The following is a 14,403-nucleotide window of genomic DNA, read 5'->3' as shown; positions in this document are numbered from 1 at the left end:
CCCGCATCAGCCCTCGTCCGGCGTCAGCCGCAGCGAGATGCTGTTGATGCAGTACCGCTGATCGGTGGGCGTCGGATACCCCTCACCCTCGAACACGTGCCCGAGATGTGATCCGCACCGGGCACACCGCACCTCCGTGCGCACCATGCCGTGCGAGCGGTCCTCGACGAGCTCCACCGCGTCGGTGTCCTTCGGGTCGTAGAAGGACGGCCAGCCGCAGTGGGACTCGAACTTGGTGGTGGAGGTGAAGAGTTCGGCACCGCAGGCGCGGCAGGAGTAGACGCCCTTCGTCTTGGTGTTGGTGTACTCACCGGTGAAGGCGGGCTCCGTTGCGGCCTCGCGGAGGACGGCGTACTCGGCCGGGGTCAGCTCCGTGCGCCACTGCTCGTCCGGCTTTTCGACGTCGTACGACATGAGTCCTTGCCCCTCACTTCGACAGGCGGTCCAGGATGAGCGGGCCGAGGTCGGTGACATCGCCCGCGCCCATGGTGAGAACGAGATCACCGGGCTTCGCCATTCCCGCGATCAGCGCGGGCACCTCGGACTTGTCGTGCACCGCCGTCACCTCGGCGCCCGCCGCCCGCGCCGCCTCGATGATCACGTCGCTGGTGACCCCGGGGATCGGGTCCTCGCGGGCGGGATAGATGTCCAGGACCAGCGACGAATCCGCGAGCGCGAGGGCCTGGCCCATCTCCTTGCCCAGTTCCTGCGTGCGGGAGAAGAGGTGGGGCTGGTAGACGACCAGGATCCGGGCGTCACCGGCGGCCGCGCGCATGGCCTCCAGGTCGGCCGTCATCTCGGTCGGGTGGTGGGCGTAGGAGTCGATCACCTGGACGCCCGCGGCCTCGCCCTTCAGCTGAAGTCGCCGCTTGACGCCGGTGTAGGCCGCCAGCGCCTGGGCCAGCTCGGCCGCCGGCACACCGAGCGCCGCACCCGCCGCCAGCGCGGCCACGGCGTTGAACGCGTAGTGGCGGCCCGGGACCGAGACCGTGAAGGTGAGCTCCTGGCCGTCGAGGAGGACGGTGACCTGGCTCGTCAGCCCCTGCGCCACGACGGACAGGACGCGCACGTCGGCGTCCTCCGCCTCGCCGTACGTCACCACCTTCACGTCACCGGCCGCGACCCGCCGGGTCAGCTCCCGGGCGCCCTCCTGGTCCGCCGAGATCACCAGGGTGCCGCCGTCGGTGATGCGGTCGGTGAACGTCACGAAGGACTCGTAGATCTCGTCCATCGACGCGTAGTTGGCGTGGTGGTCGAGCTCGACGTTCAGGACGATCGCTACCTCGGGCGCGTACTTGTGGAAGCTGCGGTCCGATTCATCCGCCTCGGCGACGAAGATGTCGCCCTCGCCGTGCAGGGCGTTGGAGCCGGGGGCGTCGAGGTCACCGCCGATGGCGTACGACGGCTCGAGCCCCAGCTCACTCAGCGAGACCGCCAGCATCGACGTCGTGGTCGTCTTGCCGTGCGTACCGGCGACGGCGATCGGGCGCAGCCCGTCCATCAGCGCGGCGAGCGCGTCGGACCGGTGCACCACGGGAATGCCCAGCTCGGCGGCGCGGACCAGCTCGGGGTTGTCCTGCCGGATCGCCGACGACACGACGACACAGCTGGCGTCGTCGGCGAGGTGCTCCGCCGCGTGCCCGATGTGCACGGTCGCGCCCAGCGCCCGCAGCGCCTGGGCGGTCCCCGACTCCTTGGCATCACTCCCGGCGACCTTGGCCCCACGCTGAGCCAGAATCTTCGCGATTCCCGACATTCCGGCCCCGCCGATGCCGATGAAGTGCGGTCGGTCCATGGCGGTGGGAATGCCGGGTGCCATGTGTGTTCTCCCAAGCTTGCGATACGACGGTGAGGCCCCAGCCTATTGGGTGGGGTGGCAGGCCTCGCACATGGACGAAGGGAACTGCGCCGACCTCAGGGGCGCGGGGATCTGCCCGAGCAATCACCGACCACCCGCGGCCGCCGGCGCGCCACACCCCTACGGCGACTAGGTCCTGCTGTGTGAGAAGAGCTTCAGCACCGGCACCCCCACCTTGTGCCGCGCCCTCGACGCCCAGTCCCGGTGGAAGAACTCCTCCACATAGTGCGGGTCGGTCAGCACGATCACCTCATCCGCCCCGACCTCGTCCACCACGGCCTTCAGCGCATCGAGCGGGTGGTCCTCCAACAGCCGCCCATCGGCCTCCGCCCCGGCCCCTCGGAGGGCCGTGAGTGACACCTCCAGCGCCCGCTGCCCGGTGCTCAGCGCCTCCTCGCCCTCGGGGGTCTTCCCCTCCCGCACCGCCTCGTCCAGCTCGCCCAGCGCGATGTCGTCGATGGCACGCAACAGCCTGTCGGCCTGCTCACCCCGCGGCTGGAGCAGCACATGGAAGGAGACCTGCTCGTCCCCGTGCAAGGTGGTGACGAACTCCACGTCGGCGGACGTCAGGGCCTTCTCGATCATCAGAACGCTTGTGAACACGGGAGCCCCTTCTGCGGAAACCATCCTGCCCCGTGCTCGCACGGGGGCTGCGAGATTCAGTGTGCCCGGCGGAAGCCAAGCGGAACGGTTGATTCCGCCGTTTACCGGACCAGCGTCCTCACGACCGCCGGTACCGCCCGAACAGGAAACCGCCCTCCTCCAGCAGGGACACCAGCTCGAACCGTTTCGGGACCGCCAACGAGGGCCCGCCGGCGATGCGCTGGGCGGCACCGGCGGTGAGCATCGGGGAGATCGTCAGGCAGAGCTCGTCGAGCACTCCGGCGGCCACCAGCTGCCCGAGCAGCCGCGGCCCGCCCTCGGTCAGCAGCCGGGTGTGGCCGAGCTCGGCGAGGGCCTGGACGGCACGGACGGGGTCCACACCGACGCCGTCACCGGCGATCACCACCCGCGCACCGGCCTTCTCGGCGGCCGCGATCCGGTCCGGCGCCGCGGCGGCGCCCGTGAGGATCAGGGTGGGGACGGTCGGCGAGGTGAAGAGCGGAAGGCTGTAGTCGAGTTCCAGGCTCGCGCTCACCACCGCGATGGCCGGCGCGGGCCCCTGCCCGGCCGCCTCGCGCGCCTGAGCGAACTCCGCACGCGCGCGTGCCGGGCGGTATCCCTCCAGGCGTACCGTTTCGGCGCCGACGATCACGACGTCCGCCAGCCCCCGCAGGGTCCCGAAGATCCGCATGTCGGCCGCGCAGGAAATGGGCTGCGAACGCCCATCGTGCTGAGCGGCGCCGTCCAGCGTGGACACCATGTTGGCCCGCAACCAGGGCTGTCGGCCGTCGGGCCCGGCCTCCGGGTAGGCATAGGCGGCGGCGAGCTCGTCGAGGCTCCACTCCCGGTCGACCGGATCGGCCCCGGGCAAGGCCCTCGCCGCGACGGCCTCCCGGCGGTCCCCGCCGACGTCGGACGCGCTTACCGTCGGAAGCCCGGTCGCCCCGATGCCGGCAGCACCGGACGGCCCTTGATCAGCGCCCCCGTCCGCCGCACCCCCGGCTCCCGGGACGGCACCGGCCCCGGCAGGCCCACCACCGGACCCACCGGTCACAGGCCCCCCTTCGGCAGCTCCAACCCCGTCGTCCCCGGCGGAACCGCCGGAGGCCCTCGCTGCTGTTTCATCGGTCACAGGGAACAGGCGTCGCATGTCATGGAGTGTGGCACGGCGCTTAGCATGGTGAACCGTGTCGTCCTCCTCCGCCGCGTCCCAGTCGAGCCCGACAGCCGAAGCGAGCCCGCTGTCCCTGTGCGCCCGTGAGCCGCGCGTCCCCGCGGACCGGCTGGTCGCCGAGATGGTGCCGCCGCCGCGCTTCGACTCGGTCCGCTTCAGCACGTACATCCCGGACCCGAACCAGCCCAGCCAGACCGAGGCGGTCCGCGTCCTGGAGGGCTTCGCCGGCGGGCTCGGCGGTGCGCACGCGAGCGGTGCCGGGAAGACGAAGCGCGGCTTCCTCGGGTTCGGCAGGAGCAAGGCGCCCAAGGCCCCGGCGGGCCCCCGCGGCGTCTACCTCGACGGCGGCTACGGCGTCGGCAAGACCCACCTGCTCGCCTCCCTCTGGCACGCCACCCCGGCCGAGCCGTCCCTCAAGGCGTTCGGCACCTTCGTGGAGCTGACGAACCTCGTCGGCGCCCTCGGCTTCCAGCAGACGGTCCAGACCCTCTCCGGTCACCGGCTGCTCTGCATCGACGAGTTCGAGCTGGACGACCCGGGCGACACCGTCCTCGTCTCCACGCTGCTCGGCAAGCTCGTCGACGCGGGCGTGGCGCTCGCCGCCACCTCCAACACCCTCCCCGGCAAGCTCGGCGAGGGCCGCTTCGCGGCGGCCGACTTCCTGCGCGAGATCCAGGGCCTGTCGGCGCACTTCCGCGCCCTGCGCATCGACGGCGAGGACTACCGCCACCGCGGCCTGCCCGAGGCGCCGGCGCCGTACTCGGACGAACAGGTGACGAAGGCGGCGTACGCCACCGAGGGCGCCTCGCTCGACGACTTCCCGCACCTGCTGGACCATCTGGCCCGTGTCCACCCCAGCCGCTACGGCGCGCTGACCGACGGTCTGAAGGCCGTGTGCCTCACCGACGTACAGCCCGTTCCGGACCAGTCCACCGCCCTGCGGCTCGTCGTGCTCGCCGACCGGCTCTACGACCGTGAAGTCCCCGTCCTTGCCTCGGGGCTGCCCTTCGACAAGCTCTTCAGCGAGGAGATGCTGAAGGGCGGCTACCGCAAGAAGTACTTCCGCGCCATCTCGCGCCTCACCGCCCTGGCCCGCGACGCCAAGGGCCTCGTCACCGCCTGAAGCCTTTACCTTGTCAACTCCCCCGCATCAAGGGGGAGTTCAAGCCATCTCACCCTCGCATTTCAGGCTCTCTTCAGCTGGAAACGTTAAGTTAACCCTGCAAACAACTTTGCCGGGCTAATGTGTTTCTTGACCAACGGTTGACCAAGTGTTGGCTCGCGCAAGAGGTGTGGACTGACTGGAGGGAGGCTCATGTTCCGAGGTACGACGGCCCGGACCGTGGTTTCGCTCCTCGCCGCCGCCCTGCTCGCCCTCCAGTTCTTCGCACCCACCGCGTCCTTCGCACACGCGCACACGGCCAGTCAGGCAGAGGCCAAAGCCCAGCCCGGAATCAAACTCTCCGGAAAGGCGTTGCGCGACGAAACTCTGACGTCACGTCACTGCACACCGTCGGGCGATGGGGACCCGACCGGTCCACTGCGCACCCGTGACCGTCAGCGCGTCGCCGACTCCGGGCCCGAGGCCCGCTACCGGCCCCCGCTCACCCGGGACCCCGCCTCCGCACACGAACCGGACAGACCCGGCACCGCGCACCAGCGCATATCGAGATCGTCGGCGTCCCGCACACCGGCCGCGCTTCAGGTTTTCCGCTGCTGAGAAGCAGCGCAGTCCCCCCCACCTGTCATGTAAACCCCGACGCGCCACAGCTGCGCGCCAGGAGGAGTCACCACACATGCAGCCCCTCATCGACAACGCCCGTACCTTCGGACAGCGCCCTGAGGAGTTCGCCAAACTGGCCGAAGGGCAGTCCCCGCAGGTCCTGTTCATCACCTGCTCCGACTCCCGGGTCGTCCCGGCGCTGATCACGGGCGCCCGCCCCGGCGAGCTCTTCGAGCTGCGCACCGCGGGCAACATCGTCCCGCCGTACGCCTCCGAACACCCCACCAGCGAGGCGGCCACCATCGAGTACGCCGTGGAAGTTCTCGGCGTCAACGACATCGTGGTCTGCGGCCACTCCCACTGCGGTGCCATCGGCGCGCTGGTGCGCGGCGACGACCTGACCGCCGTACCGGCCGTGCGCGACTGGCTGACGAACGCCGCCGACGAGCCCAAGTGCTCCGACACGGCCGACCCGACCGTCGCCGAAGGCGTCCAGAACCACGTACTCGCCCAGTTGCTGCGACTGCGCTCGTACCCGTGCGTCGGCAAGCGCCGGGAGTCGGGTGAACTCCGGCTGCACGGCTGGTACTACGAGGTCCACACCGGGATCGTGCGCACGCACCGACCGCAGTCCGACACGTTCGAGACGCTCTGAGGGGACTGACGACCATGCTGTCCAAGTTCCCTTATCTGAGGCAGGACTTCCTCGCCTCCATAGTCGTCTTCCTGGTCGCCGTGCCGCTGTGCGTGGGTGTGGCGGTCGCCTCCGGTGTCCCGGCCGAACTCGGCCTGGTCACCGGCATCGTGGGCGGCCTCGTCACCGGGCTCATGCGCGGCAGCAGCCTTCAGGTGTCGGGGCCGGCCGCCGGTCTGACGGTGCTGGTCTTCGAGGCCGTCAGCGAGTTCGGGGTGGCCACGCTCGGCGTGATCGTGCTGTGCGCCGGTCTGCTCCAGCTCGCCATGGGCTTTTCCGGGATAGGCCGCTGGTTCCGGGCGATATCCGTATCGGTCGTCGAGGGCATGCTCTGCGGTATCGGTCTGGTGATCATCGCCGGCCAGATCTACGCGGCGGCGGGCATGAAGGCGCCGGAGACCGGTATCGGCAAGCTCGTGGGCCTGCCCGGCGCGTTCGCCGACGCCCTCGGCAGCACCGAGGCGCTGACCTCCCTCGCGATCGGCGCGGGCACCATCGCCGTGATCGTGCTGTGGAAGAAGCTGCCGAAGGCCGTGCAGTCCGTGCCCGGCGCCCTCGCGGCGGTGGTCCTGGCCACGGTGGTCTCCCTCGCCTTCAGCCTGCCGGTCGCCACCGTCCAGGTGGAGGGCCTGCTCGGCGTCATCCAGCCGCCCGGCGCCCAGGCCTTCGGTGAGCTGGCCGACCCGGCCATCTGGGGCACCATCGTCGCCTTCGCGCTGATCGCCTCCGCGGAGAGCCTGTTCAGCGCGGCGGCCGTGGACCGGCTGCACGACGGTCCGCGCACCGAGTACAACAAGGAGATGATCGCCCAGGGCGTGGGCAACACGGTGTGCGGTGCGCTCGGCGCGCTGCCGATGACCGCGGTGATCGTGCGCAGCTCCGCCAACGTCAACGCGGGCGCGAAGACCAAGGCCTCGCGGGTGCTGCACGGCGTGTGGCTGTTGCTGTTCGCCGTCGCGATGCCGTGGGCTCTGGCGCTGATCCCGATTCCCGCGCTCGCCGGCATCCTGGTGCACGCGGGCTGGAAGCTGATCCCGTTCCAGCAGATCTCGGCGCTGTGGCGGGCCCACAAGGGCGAGGCGCTGATCCTCGTCGTCACCGCCGTCTCCATCGTCGCGGTGAACATGTTCGAGGGCGTGCTGATCGGTCTGGCCCTGTCGGTCGCCAAGACCGCCTGGGAGGCCTCGCATGTGAAGCTGGAGGTCATAGACAAGGGCGCCGGACCGATCCAGGCGTACCTGTCGGGCAACGCGACCTTCCTCAGGCTGCCGAAGATCCTCGACAGCCTGGAGGCCCTGCCCCAGGACCGCCCGGTGGAGCTGGACCTGTCCGGCCTGCACCACCTCGACCACGCGTGCCGTACGGCCCTGGAGAGCTGGGCCGAGCGGCACAGCGCGGCGGGCACCGAGCCGGTGCGGGTCACGGCGCCCTGACGGGCGGATGAGACCGGACGACGTATGACACCGGACGACGTATGACACCGGTCGGTATATGACCTGGTCCGGGGCCGGCGTGGCCCCGGACCAGACACCGGGCATATCGTTACAGGAGCATACGCAACGGGCCTCTCGGCGAGGAGGTCGTCATGGTCGAGGAGCTGCTGGGAGCGGCTGTCGGTGTCGGCGTGGCGGGGCTGGTGTATCTCGCGGCTGCCGCACGGGTCGTCAAGCAGTACGAACGCGGCGTGATCCTCCGGCTCGGACGTCTGCGAGGGCAGGTGCGCCAGCCGGGATTCACCCTGATCGTGCCCGCCGTGGACCGGCTCCACAAGGTCAACATGCAGATCGTGACGATGCCCGTCCCCGCCCAGGAGGGCATCACCCGCGACAACGTGACCGTGCGGGTCGACGCGGTCGTGTACTTCAAGGTCGTGGACGCGTCGGCCGCGATCATCAACGTCGAGGACTACCGCTTCGCGGTCTCCCAGATGGCGCAGACATCGCTGCGCTCGATCATCGGCAAGAGCGATCTGGACGATCTGCTGTCCAATCGCGAGAAGCTCAACCAGGGCCTGGAGCTGATGATCGACAGCCCGGCGGTCGGCTGGGGCGTGCAGATCGACCGCGTCGAGATCAAGGACGTGTCCCTGCCCGAGACGATGAAGCGCTCCATGGCCCGGCAGGCCGAGGCCGACCGTGAGCGCCGGGCCCGGATCATCAACGCCGACGCCGAGCTCCAAGCCTCCAAGAAGCTGGCCGAGGCCGCGCACCAGATGGCCGACGCGCCCTCCGCACTCCAGCTGCGCCTGCTGCAGACGGTGATGGCGGTGGCGGCGGAGAAGAACTCCACGCTGGTGCTGCCGATCCCGGTGGAGCTGCTGCGGTTCCTGGAGAGGGGCGCGCAGCATCCCGACTACCGGTCCGTCGAGCCGCGTACGGAGCACACCGCGCTCTCCGCCGAGAGCACGCCCGAGAACACCGACGCGAACACCGGCGCGAACACTGCGGAGAAGTGACACGTGCTACGCGCGTGGTTCCCGCGACTCGCAGCAGGTGATAGACACAGCGGGGTCACAGTTCCTGTCCGCCAGCAGGAAGGTTGCCCCATGTCCGAGAACACGACCGATGACCGTACGACGCGCCGTCAGGTCCTGGCCCGCACCGGCGCGTTGGGCGTCTCGATCGCCTTCGCCGGAAACCTCACCGAACTCTTCGCGGGCACCGCCGCCGCACAGAGCCTGGGCCACACCGGATACGGCCCCCTCATCCCCGACCCGAAGGGCCTGCTCGACCTGCCGAAAGGTTTCCGCTACCAGGTGCTCTCCCGCGAGGGCGACCGGCTGCGCTCCGGGGAGGGCCTGGTCCCCTCCAACCACGACGGCATGACCGCCCTCGCCGGGAGAAAAGGCCGCGTCCACCTGGTGCGCAACCACGAGAACCGCAACACGGCGAAGCTCCCCGTCCCGACCGTCGCCGGACTCACCTACGACCCGGCGGGCAAGGGCGGCTGTACGGCACTGACGCTGGACTCGCAGGGCCGCGTCCGATCGGAACGTGTCGCCATCGCGGGTACGGCCGTCAACTGCGCGGGCGGACCGACGCCTTGGGACACCTGGCTGACCTGCGAGGAGACCGAGGACAAGGCGGGCACCAACGGCTACACCAAGGACCACGGCTTCATCTTCGAGGTCGACCCGGAGAACCCGTACCGCTCCGGCGCGGTTCCGCTGACCGCGATGGGCCGCTTCCAGCACGAGGCGATCGCGGTGGACCCGAGAAACGGCATCGTCTACGAGACCGAGGACGCCTTCCTGAAGCCCTTCGGCCTCTTCTACCGCTTCCTCCCCCACGCGCCGCTGGGCGGCCTCGGTTCCCTGCGCGCGGGCGGCCGTCTGCAGGCGATGCGTGTGCCGGGCGTACCCGATCTCTCCTCGATCCAGGAGCCGGGCGCGAGCTTCGAACACATCGAGTGGGTCGACGTACCGGACCCGCTCGCCGCCCAGACCCCCGTCCGCCTCCAGGACTTCGGCCCGAAGGGCATCACACACGCCCAGAAGCTGGAGGGCTGCTACTGGGGCGGCCGCTGCGTCTACTTCGTCTCCTCCTTCGCCCGCAGCGCGGAGGGCTCGGCGGCGGACCACTACGGCCAGATCTGGCGCTACGACCCCGGCGCGCGCCGTCTCACCCTGGTGATCGTCTTCGGCCCCGGCACGGACGTCCAGCTCCCCGGCGAGTCCCCGGACAACATCTGCCTCGCCCCCAGCGGCGGCCTGATGGTGTGCGAGGACGGCAACGGCGCCCAGCACGTCTACGGCGTGACCCGACGCGGCGAGGTGTACGCGATGGCCCGCAACGCCCAGAACCTCGGCACCCCCGCGGAACCGGAGTGGGGCGAGTTCGCCGGGGTGACCTTCTCGCCCGACGGCGAGACGATGTACGTCAACTGCTACACGCCGGGTACGACGTTCGCGGTGACGGGGCCCTGGCGCAGGTAGCAACCCCTGCCCCGGGCCCGCACGCGGAGGCCTTCGCTCCGGCGCGTCCTCTAACCTGTGCCGCATGAACGCATCGGGGGACCTCGTCGACGGCCGGTTCGAGCTGGTCGAACGGCTCGGCAGCGGCGGAATGGGCACCGTGTGGCGGGCCCGGGACACGGTGTTGCAGCGCGAGGTCGCGCTCAAGGCAGTGCGGTCCGACGCGGACACGGTCGGTGTGATGCGCGAGCGGGTACTGCGGGAGGCTCGGGCGCTGGCCCGGCTCAGCCATCCGCATGTGGTGATGGTCCATCAGATCGTGGACGCCGACCCGCATCCGTGGATCGTGATGGAACTGGTGCCGGGCGTCTCGCTGCAACAGCGGCTGGGCGAGGGCCCGTTGACCCCGGCGGAGGCGGCCCGTATCGGCCGCCAGGTGCTCGCCGCGCTGCGGGCCGCGCACGCGGCGGGCATCCAGCACCGGGACGTCAAACCCGCCAACATCCTCCTGCGCCCCGACGGCACCGCCGTCCTCACCGACTTCGGCATCGCCGCCCTGCAGGGCACGACGGGCCTCACGGCCACCGGCGAGCTCGTCGGTTCGCCCGAGTACATGGCCCCGGAGCGCATCCGAGGGCACGGCGACGACCATCCGGCCGCCGACCTCTGGTCGCTGGGCGTGGTCCTGTACGTCTGCGTCGAAGGCGTCAGCCCCTTGCGCCGCCCCACCACCCTCGCCACCCTGGCCGCCGTCCTCGACGACCCGCTCCCGCCGCCGACCCGCTCGGGGCCGCTGACGCCAGTGCTCGACGCCCTGTTGGTACGGGACCCGGCAGCACGCCCGGACGCCGCTCGGCTCGACGCCATGCTGGCGGCCGTGGAGACCGGGGCGACACCGCACTGGGCCCAGCCGACACTGACGGCCGGAGCACCGCACCCTCTGCCGGCGCCATCACCGGTCCCCGTCCAGTCGGCCACCCCGCCTCCGACGATTCCGCAGCAGACGCGGGGCCCCCGACGCCGTACTCCGCTCGTGGTGGCCACGACCGCGGCCGTGGTGATCGCCGCGGTCGCGTCCCTGGCCCTCATGCTGCGGGCCGGCGCCACGGGCGGAGACGACAAGGCCGACGCCCCTACGAACCCGTCGGCCGCGAGTTCCACGCCCAGCCCGACGGACCAGCAGTCGTCCCCGTCACCGACGCCCAGCCCGACGGCCCCTCGCACACCCACCGGCGCGTCGGCCGGCCGCTGGATCGCCCAACTCCACTCCGAACCGGTCTCTTCGGGCACCGCCGCCCGGGACCGCCGTCTCGCCGTCATCCGCCGGTCCGTACCGGAGGCCGTCGTCCTGCGCAGCGACGACTACGCGTCCCTGCGCGGCGGCTACTGGGTGTTCTACGCCCCCGGCCCCTTCCCCGACGGCCGCGCCGCCCTCGACTTCTGCGCCGAGCACGGCCGCACCACGCCGAACACCTGCATCGGCCGCTATCTGAGCACCGACCCGGCCGAATTCATCCTCCAGTGCCGCCCTCCGGCCACGGCACCGACGGGCCGCTGCACCCGCTCGGACTGAGAGGTCCGCCCCCGCCGGGCGGGTGACACGGGCCCGGCACACGCGGTGACGTGCCGGAATGATCTGGTGACCCCCATACCTTCATGCGGTGATTACTCGTGTACGGATCGTCACCGCTGTCTGTGTCCTGACCGCGGCGCTCAGCGCGCTCGCCGCCTGTGCAGGGCCCGAGGAGCCCGGGGTGATGCGGGCTCCGCGGCCGGCGCCCTCGGCCTCCGCTGTCTCGCCCGTCCCGCCCGCCGCCAAGCCCCCGACGCTCGCACCCGGCCCCGCCGGTCTGACGCCCGTCTTCGAGCACGGTCCCCGGACGGGGGGCAAGGCCGTCGCGCTCACCTTCGATGCGGACATGACCGCCGATCAGGGGCTGCGGGCGCGGCGGGGGGAGCGGTTCGACAATCCGGGGCTTGTCGCGGCGCTGCGGGCGTTGGAGGTGCCGGCGACCGTGTTCATGACGGGGCGGTGGGCGGAGGAGTATCCCCGGCAGGCCCGGGCCATCGGACGGGACCCACTGTTCGAGGTCGCCAACCACTCCTACAGCCACTACGCCTTCACCGACGACTGCTACGGGCTGCCCACCCTCCCGGAGAAACGGATGCGGGCGGACGTGGAGCGGGCGTACGCCGCGTTCCGGAAGGTGGGGGTGCGCAATCCGATGCCGTACTTCCGGTTTCCCGGCGGCTGCTACGACCGGCGCGCCCTGAAGGCGCTGACCCCGGTCGGCGTCACCGCCGTGCAGTGGGACGTGGTCAGCGCGGACGCGTTCGCGACGGATGCCGGGGCGGTCGCCCGGGAGGTGCTGGACGGGGTGCGGGCGGGGTCCGTGGTCGTCATGCACTGCACGCGCAGTGCCGCTCCGACGACCGAGCGGGCGGTCCGGAGGATCGTGCCCGAGCTGCGTGAGAAGGGCTTCCGGTTCGTGAAGGTGTCCGAGCTGATCGGGGCCGCGGGCGGCCGGGCCTGAGCGGCCTACGCTGGGGGTATGAGCGAGGACTACTGCACCATCGCCGACGTGGTGAAGCCGCCGAAGGCGGACGGGCCGCCGTATGCGGAGTGCGTGCTGTGCCGGGAGCCCACGGAGTACCCCGAGTCGTACAAGGGGATCACGCTCTGCCCGGTGTGCGAGTGGCAGGAGGCGCAGCGGACGGCCTGTTCGGGGTGACCCGATGTTCAGGGTGATCTGCGGGACGTGAGCGCGCAGGCCGCGGCGATCGCCGCCGCGGTGAGCAGGGCTGCCGCCGCCAGGGGCAGTACAGGCAGGGGGACCGTGCCCGAGCGGGAGCCCGTGACCAGGCCGCTGACCGCCGCGTGGGCCGGGGAGCCGGTCACCACCACCGACAGCAGCGCCGCGAGCAGCATGGTCGGGACGGCGCGGCCGGTCGAGCGCAGCACCGGCCAGGTCGTGAGCGCGCCGACGGCCGTACCGAGCAGGGCGCAGGCCAGCGTGGCGAGCAGCCCGGCCGAGCCCGCCGGAAGCCGCGGTACGCGCGTCTCGTGGTCCGCGCTCGCCGGGTCGCTGATCAGCGTCACGGCCACGGTCGCCAGCGTGCCCAGGGCTGTCGCGGCTGCCAGTGCCACCAGCAGCGCGGCGAGGTGCGCCCGCCCCGGACCGACCGCCGCGGCGACACAGCTGCGGGCCGCGGGCGGCTCGTTGGTGACACAGATCCGCACCAGCCAGGCCGCCACGGGCAGCAGGGCCGCGGCCGCGAAGCCCAGCGAGTCGAGGATGGGCTGGCCGCCCTGCACACCGATGGCGAGAAAAGCCGCGTACAGGATGAACGGCGGCAGCCAGCGCTGCGAGCGGGCCAGCAGGGCGGCCTGGTAGCGGAGGAGGGCGGTCATCGGCGTCATCGGCGGCTCTCGGATTCGGGGGCCTCGGCGGCTTCGGGGGCTTCGGGGGCTTGGAAGGCCTCGGAGGCTTCGGAAGGGGTGGGTGGCTCCTGGCTCACGCTCACCACGTGCCAAGGCGGTCGGGCGGTCAGGAGGGCGCGCAGCAGGACGTCCGAGTGGGAGGCGGGGACGGTGAGGCGGTGGGTGCCGGGGGTGGTCTCGTACGCTGTCGTGGCGACTCCGGTCGCCTCGGCGGGGAGGGCCGCGCCGCTCGGGCCCTGGACGACGACCGTCGCGTGCGGGCCGGTGGGTGGTGGAGTCCCTTGACCGGTACGGAGGTTGAGTGCGCCGTAGTGCACGGTGTACGTCGCGTCGGGTGCCCCGGCGAGGCGGCGCGGGTCGTGGTCGACGAAGACCACCGCGGTGCCGGCGGCGGTCCGTTCGGCGACGGCGCGCTCCAACTCGGTGCGGGCGGCGGCGTCCAGGCCGGTCCACGCCTCGTCCAGGACCAGCAGTTCGGGGTCGGCGAGCAGGGCCTGGGCTACGGCGACCTTCTGGCTGCTGCCCTTGGAGAGGTGCGCCATGGGGGTGCGGGCGTAGGCGGCGGCGCCGAAGCGGTCCAGGCACTCGCCTGCGGCACGAGTGGCCGCCGGCCGGGAGAGGCCGTGGACCGTGCCGAGGTGGGTCAGGTAGCCGAGGGCGGTGAAGGGGAGGGCTGTGGGGAAGCGTTCGGGGACGTAAGCGGTTCGGAGGCGGCCGGTGACCTTGCCTTCGGTGGGGGCGTCTATGCGGGCCAGGAGGCGGAGGAGGGTGGATTTGCCGGTGCCGTTCTCTCCCTCGATGCGGGTGAGTGTGCCGGGGGGCACGGTGAGGTGGACGCCGCGTAAGACCCATGGGCCGCGCAGGCCGTAGCGGCGGCCCACGTTGTCCAGACGAAGATCGCGTTGCATGGGGACATCTTGTCGTATGGCGGGTGCGGGCTCGTCGGGGCTGGTCGCGCCCAGGCGGCGGAGCCGCACATCGACACCGCCCCGCGCC

At 71.4% G+C, this 14,403-nt stretch carries 15 protein-coding genes; 9 read left to right on the top strand and 6 right to left on the bottom strand.

The window, feature by feature from the left end; all coding sequences use genetic code 11:
* Positions 1 to 6 precede the first annotated feature (6 nt).
* The 4 genes from msrB to ACQEV2_RS32700 form a co-directional block, all read right to left on the bottom strand.
* On the bottom strand, positions 7 to 414 hold the full coding sequence (gene msrB, locus ACQEV2_RS32715; RefSeq protein ID WP_433049585.1) for a peptide-methionine (R)-S-oxide reductase MsrB: 408 nt from the start codon (positions 412 to 414) through the stop codon (positions 7 to 9).
* 13 nt (positions 415 to 427) lie between these two features.
* Positions 428 to 1,819, bottom strand: coding sequence for a UDP-N-acetylmuramate--L-alanine ligase (murC, locus tag ACQEV2_RS32710; protein WP_433049582.1), 1,392 nt, complete (start codon positions 1,817 to 1,819; stop codon positions 428 to 430).
* A gap of 168 nt (positions 1,820 to 1,987) precedes the next feature.
* Positions 1,988 to 2,461, bottom strand: coding sequence for an indole-3-glycerol phosphate synthase (locus ACQEV2_RS32705; RefSeq protein ID WP_433049579.1), 474 nt, complete (start codon positions 2,459 to 2,461; stop codon positions 1,988 to 1,990).
* A gap of 118 nt (positions 2,462 to 2,579) precedes the next feature.
* Positions 2,580 to 3,332 carry a pyrimidine reductase family protein gene (locus ACQEV2_RS32700; RefSeq protein WP_433049576.1) on the bottom strand — a complete coding sequence of 251 codons (753 nt, stop codon included), beginning with the start codon at positions 3,330 to 3,332 and terminating at the stop codon, positions 2,580 to 2,582.
* Between the two features lie 316 nt (positions 3,333 to 3,648).
* Between ACQEV2_RS32700 and zapE the strand changes: the two genes are divergently transcribed.
* The 9 genes from zapE to ACQEV2_RS32655 all read left to right on the top strand — a co-directional run bounded on the left by zapE (position 3,649) and on the right by ACQEV2_RS32655 (position 12,697).
* Positions 3,649 to 4,758 (top strand): cell division protein ZapE, encoded by a 1,110-nt coding sequence (gene zapE / locus ACQEV2_RS32695; protein WP_433049573.1) that lies wholly within the window; start codon positions 3,649 to 3,651, stop codon positions 4,756 to 4,758.
* A gap of 192 nt (positions 4,759 to 4,950) precedes the next feature.
* Positions 4,951 to 5,355 carry a hypothetical protein gene (locus tag ACQEV2_RS32690; RefSeq protein WP_433049570.1) on the top strand — a complete coding sequence of 135 codons (405 nt, stop codon included), beginning with the start codon at positions 4,951 to 4,953 and terminating at the stop codon, positions 5,353 to 5,355.
* A 76-nt stretch (positions 5,356 to 5,431) separates the two neighbouring features.
* Positions 5,432 to 6,013, top strand: a complete 582-nt coding sequence (locus tag ACQEV2_RS32685) for a carbonic anhydrase (protein WP_433049567.1) — start codon at positions 5,432 to 5,434, stop codon at positions 6,011 to 6,013.
* Positions 6,014 to 6,027: 14 nt separating this feature from the next.
* A complete protein-coding gene (locus ACQEV2_RS32680) occupies positions 6,028 to 7,485 on the top strand; it encodes a SulP family inorganic anion transporter (protein ID WP_433049564.1) in 1,458 nt (485 codons plus the stop codon).
* A gap of 152 nt (positions 7,486 to 7,637) precedes the next feature.
* Positions 7,638 to 8,507, top strand: coding sequence for a slipin family protein (locus ACQEV2_RS32675; RefSeq protein ID WP_433049561.1), 870 nt, complete (start codon positions 7,638 to 7,640; stop codon positions 8,505 to 8,507).
* 90 nt (positions 8,508 to 8,597) lie between these two features.
* On the top strand, positions 8,598 to 9,986 hold the full coding sequence (locus ACQEV2_RS32670) for a PhoX family protein (protein WP_433049558.1): 1,389 nt from the start codon (positions 8,598 to 8,600) through the stop codon (positions 9,984 to 9,986).
* Between the two features lie 64 nt (positions 9,987 to 10,050).
* Positions 10,051 to 11,538: a protein kinase domain-containing protein gene (locus ACQEV2_RS32665; RefSeq protein WP_433049555.1), complete on the top strand. Its 1,488-nt coding sequence runs from the start codon at positions 10,051 to 10,053 to the stop codon at positions 11,536 to 11,538.
* 88 nt (positions 11,539 to 11,626) lie between these two features.
* The gene (locus tag ACQEV2_RS32660) at positions 11,627 to 12,499 is read left to right on the top strand and encodes a polysaccharide deacetylase family protein (RefSeq protein WP_433049552.1); all 873 of its coding nucleotides are present in this window, start codon (positions 11,627 to 11,629) and stop codon (positions 12,497 to 12,499) included.
* A gap of 18 nt (positions 12,500 to 12,517) precedes the next feature.
* Entirely contained in the window at positions 12,518 to 12,697 is a 180-nt protein-coding gene (locus ACQEV2_RS32655) for a hypothetical protein (protein ID WP_433049549.1), read from the top strand.
* An 8-nt stretch (positions 12,698 to 12,705) separates the two neighbouring features.
* Here ACQEV2_RS32655 and ACQEV2_RS32650 read toward each other — a convergent pair whose 3' ends face one another.
* Complete coding sequence (locus ACQEV2_RS32650) at positions 12,706 to 13,377, bottom strand: ABC transporter (protein WP_433049546.1); 672 nt, start codon at positions 13,375 to 13,377, stop codon at positions 12,706 to 12,708.
* Positions 13,378 to 13,382: 5 nt separating this feature from the next.
* Positions 13,383 to 14,315: an ABC transporter ATP-binding protein gene (locus ACQEV2_RS32645; RefSeq protein ID WP_433049543.1), complete on the bottom strand. Its 933-nt coding sequence runs from the start codon at positions 14,313 to 14,315 to the stop codon at positions 13,383 to 13,385.
* Between the last annotated feature and the right edge of the window lie 88 nt (positions 14,316 to 14,403).

It is taken from the genome of Streptomyces sp. CA-251387, from assembly GCF_050936625.1.
Lineage (GTDB): Bacteria > Actinomycetota > Actinomycetes > Streptomycetales > Streptomycetaceae > Streptomyces.
The sequence above is the reverse complement of the archived record's forward strand: the minus strand, read 5'-3'. Positions and strand labels throughout refer to the sequence as shown.

Coding starts and splice junctions, on each gene's coding strand:
- msrB (WP_433049585.1), bottom strand. CDS start 414: ATGTCGTACGACGTCGAAAAGCCGGACGAGCAGTGGCGCACGGAGCTG.
- murC (WP_433049582.1), bottom strand. CDS start 1,819: ATGGCACCCGGCATTCCCACCGCCATGGACCGACCGCACTTCATCGGC.
- ACQEV2_RS32690 (WP_433049570.1), top strand. CDS start 4,951: ATGTTCCGAGGTACGACGGCCCGGACCGTGGTTTCGCTCCTCGCCGCC.
- ACQEV2_RS32685 (WP_433049567.1), top strand. CDS start 5,432: ATGCAGCCCCTCATCGACAACGCCCGTACCTTCGGACAGCGCCCTGAG.
- ACQEV2_RS32680 (WP_433049564.1), top strand. CDS start 6,028: ATGCTGTCCAAGTTCCCTTATCTGAGGCAGGACTTCCTCGCCTCCATA.
- ACQEV2_RS32675 (WP_433049561.1), top strand. CDS start 7,638: ATGGTCGAGGAGCTGCTGGGAGCGGCTGTCGGTGTCGGCGTGGCGGGG.
- ACQEV2_RS32670 (WP_433049558.1), top strand. CDS start 8,598: ATGTCCGAGAACACGACCGATGACCGTACGACGCGCCGTCAGGTCCTG.
- ACQEV2_RS32665 (WP_433049555.1), top strand. CDS start 10,051: ATGAACGCATCGGGGGACCTCGTCGACGGCCGGTTCGAGCTGGTCGAA.
- ACQEV2_RS32655 (WP_433049549.1), top strand. CDS start 12,518: ATGAGCGAGGACTACTGCACCATCGCCGACGTGGTGAAGCCGCCGAAG.
- ACQEV2_RS32650 (WP_433049546.1), bottom strand. CDS start 13,377: ATGACCGCCCTCCTCCGCTACCAGGCCGCCCTGCTGGCCCGCTCGCAG.
- ACQEV2_RS32645 (WP_433049543.1), bottom strand. CDS start 14,315: ATGCAACGCGATCTTCGTCTGGACAACGTGGGCCGCCGCTACGGCCTG.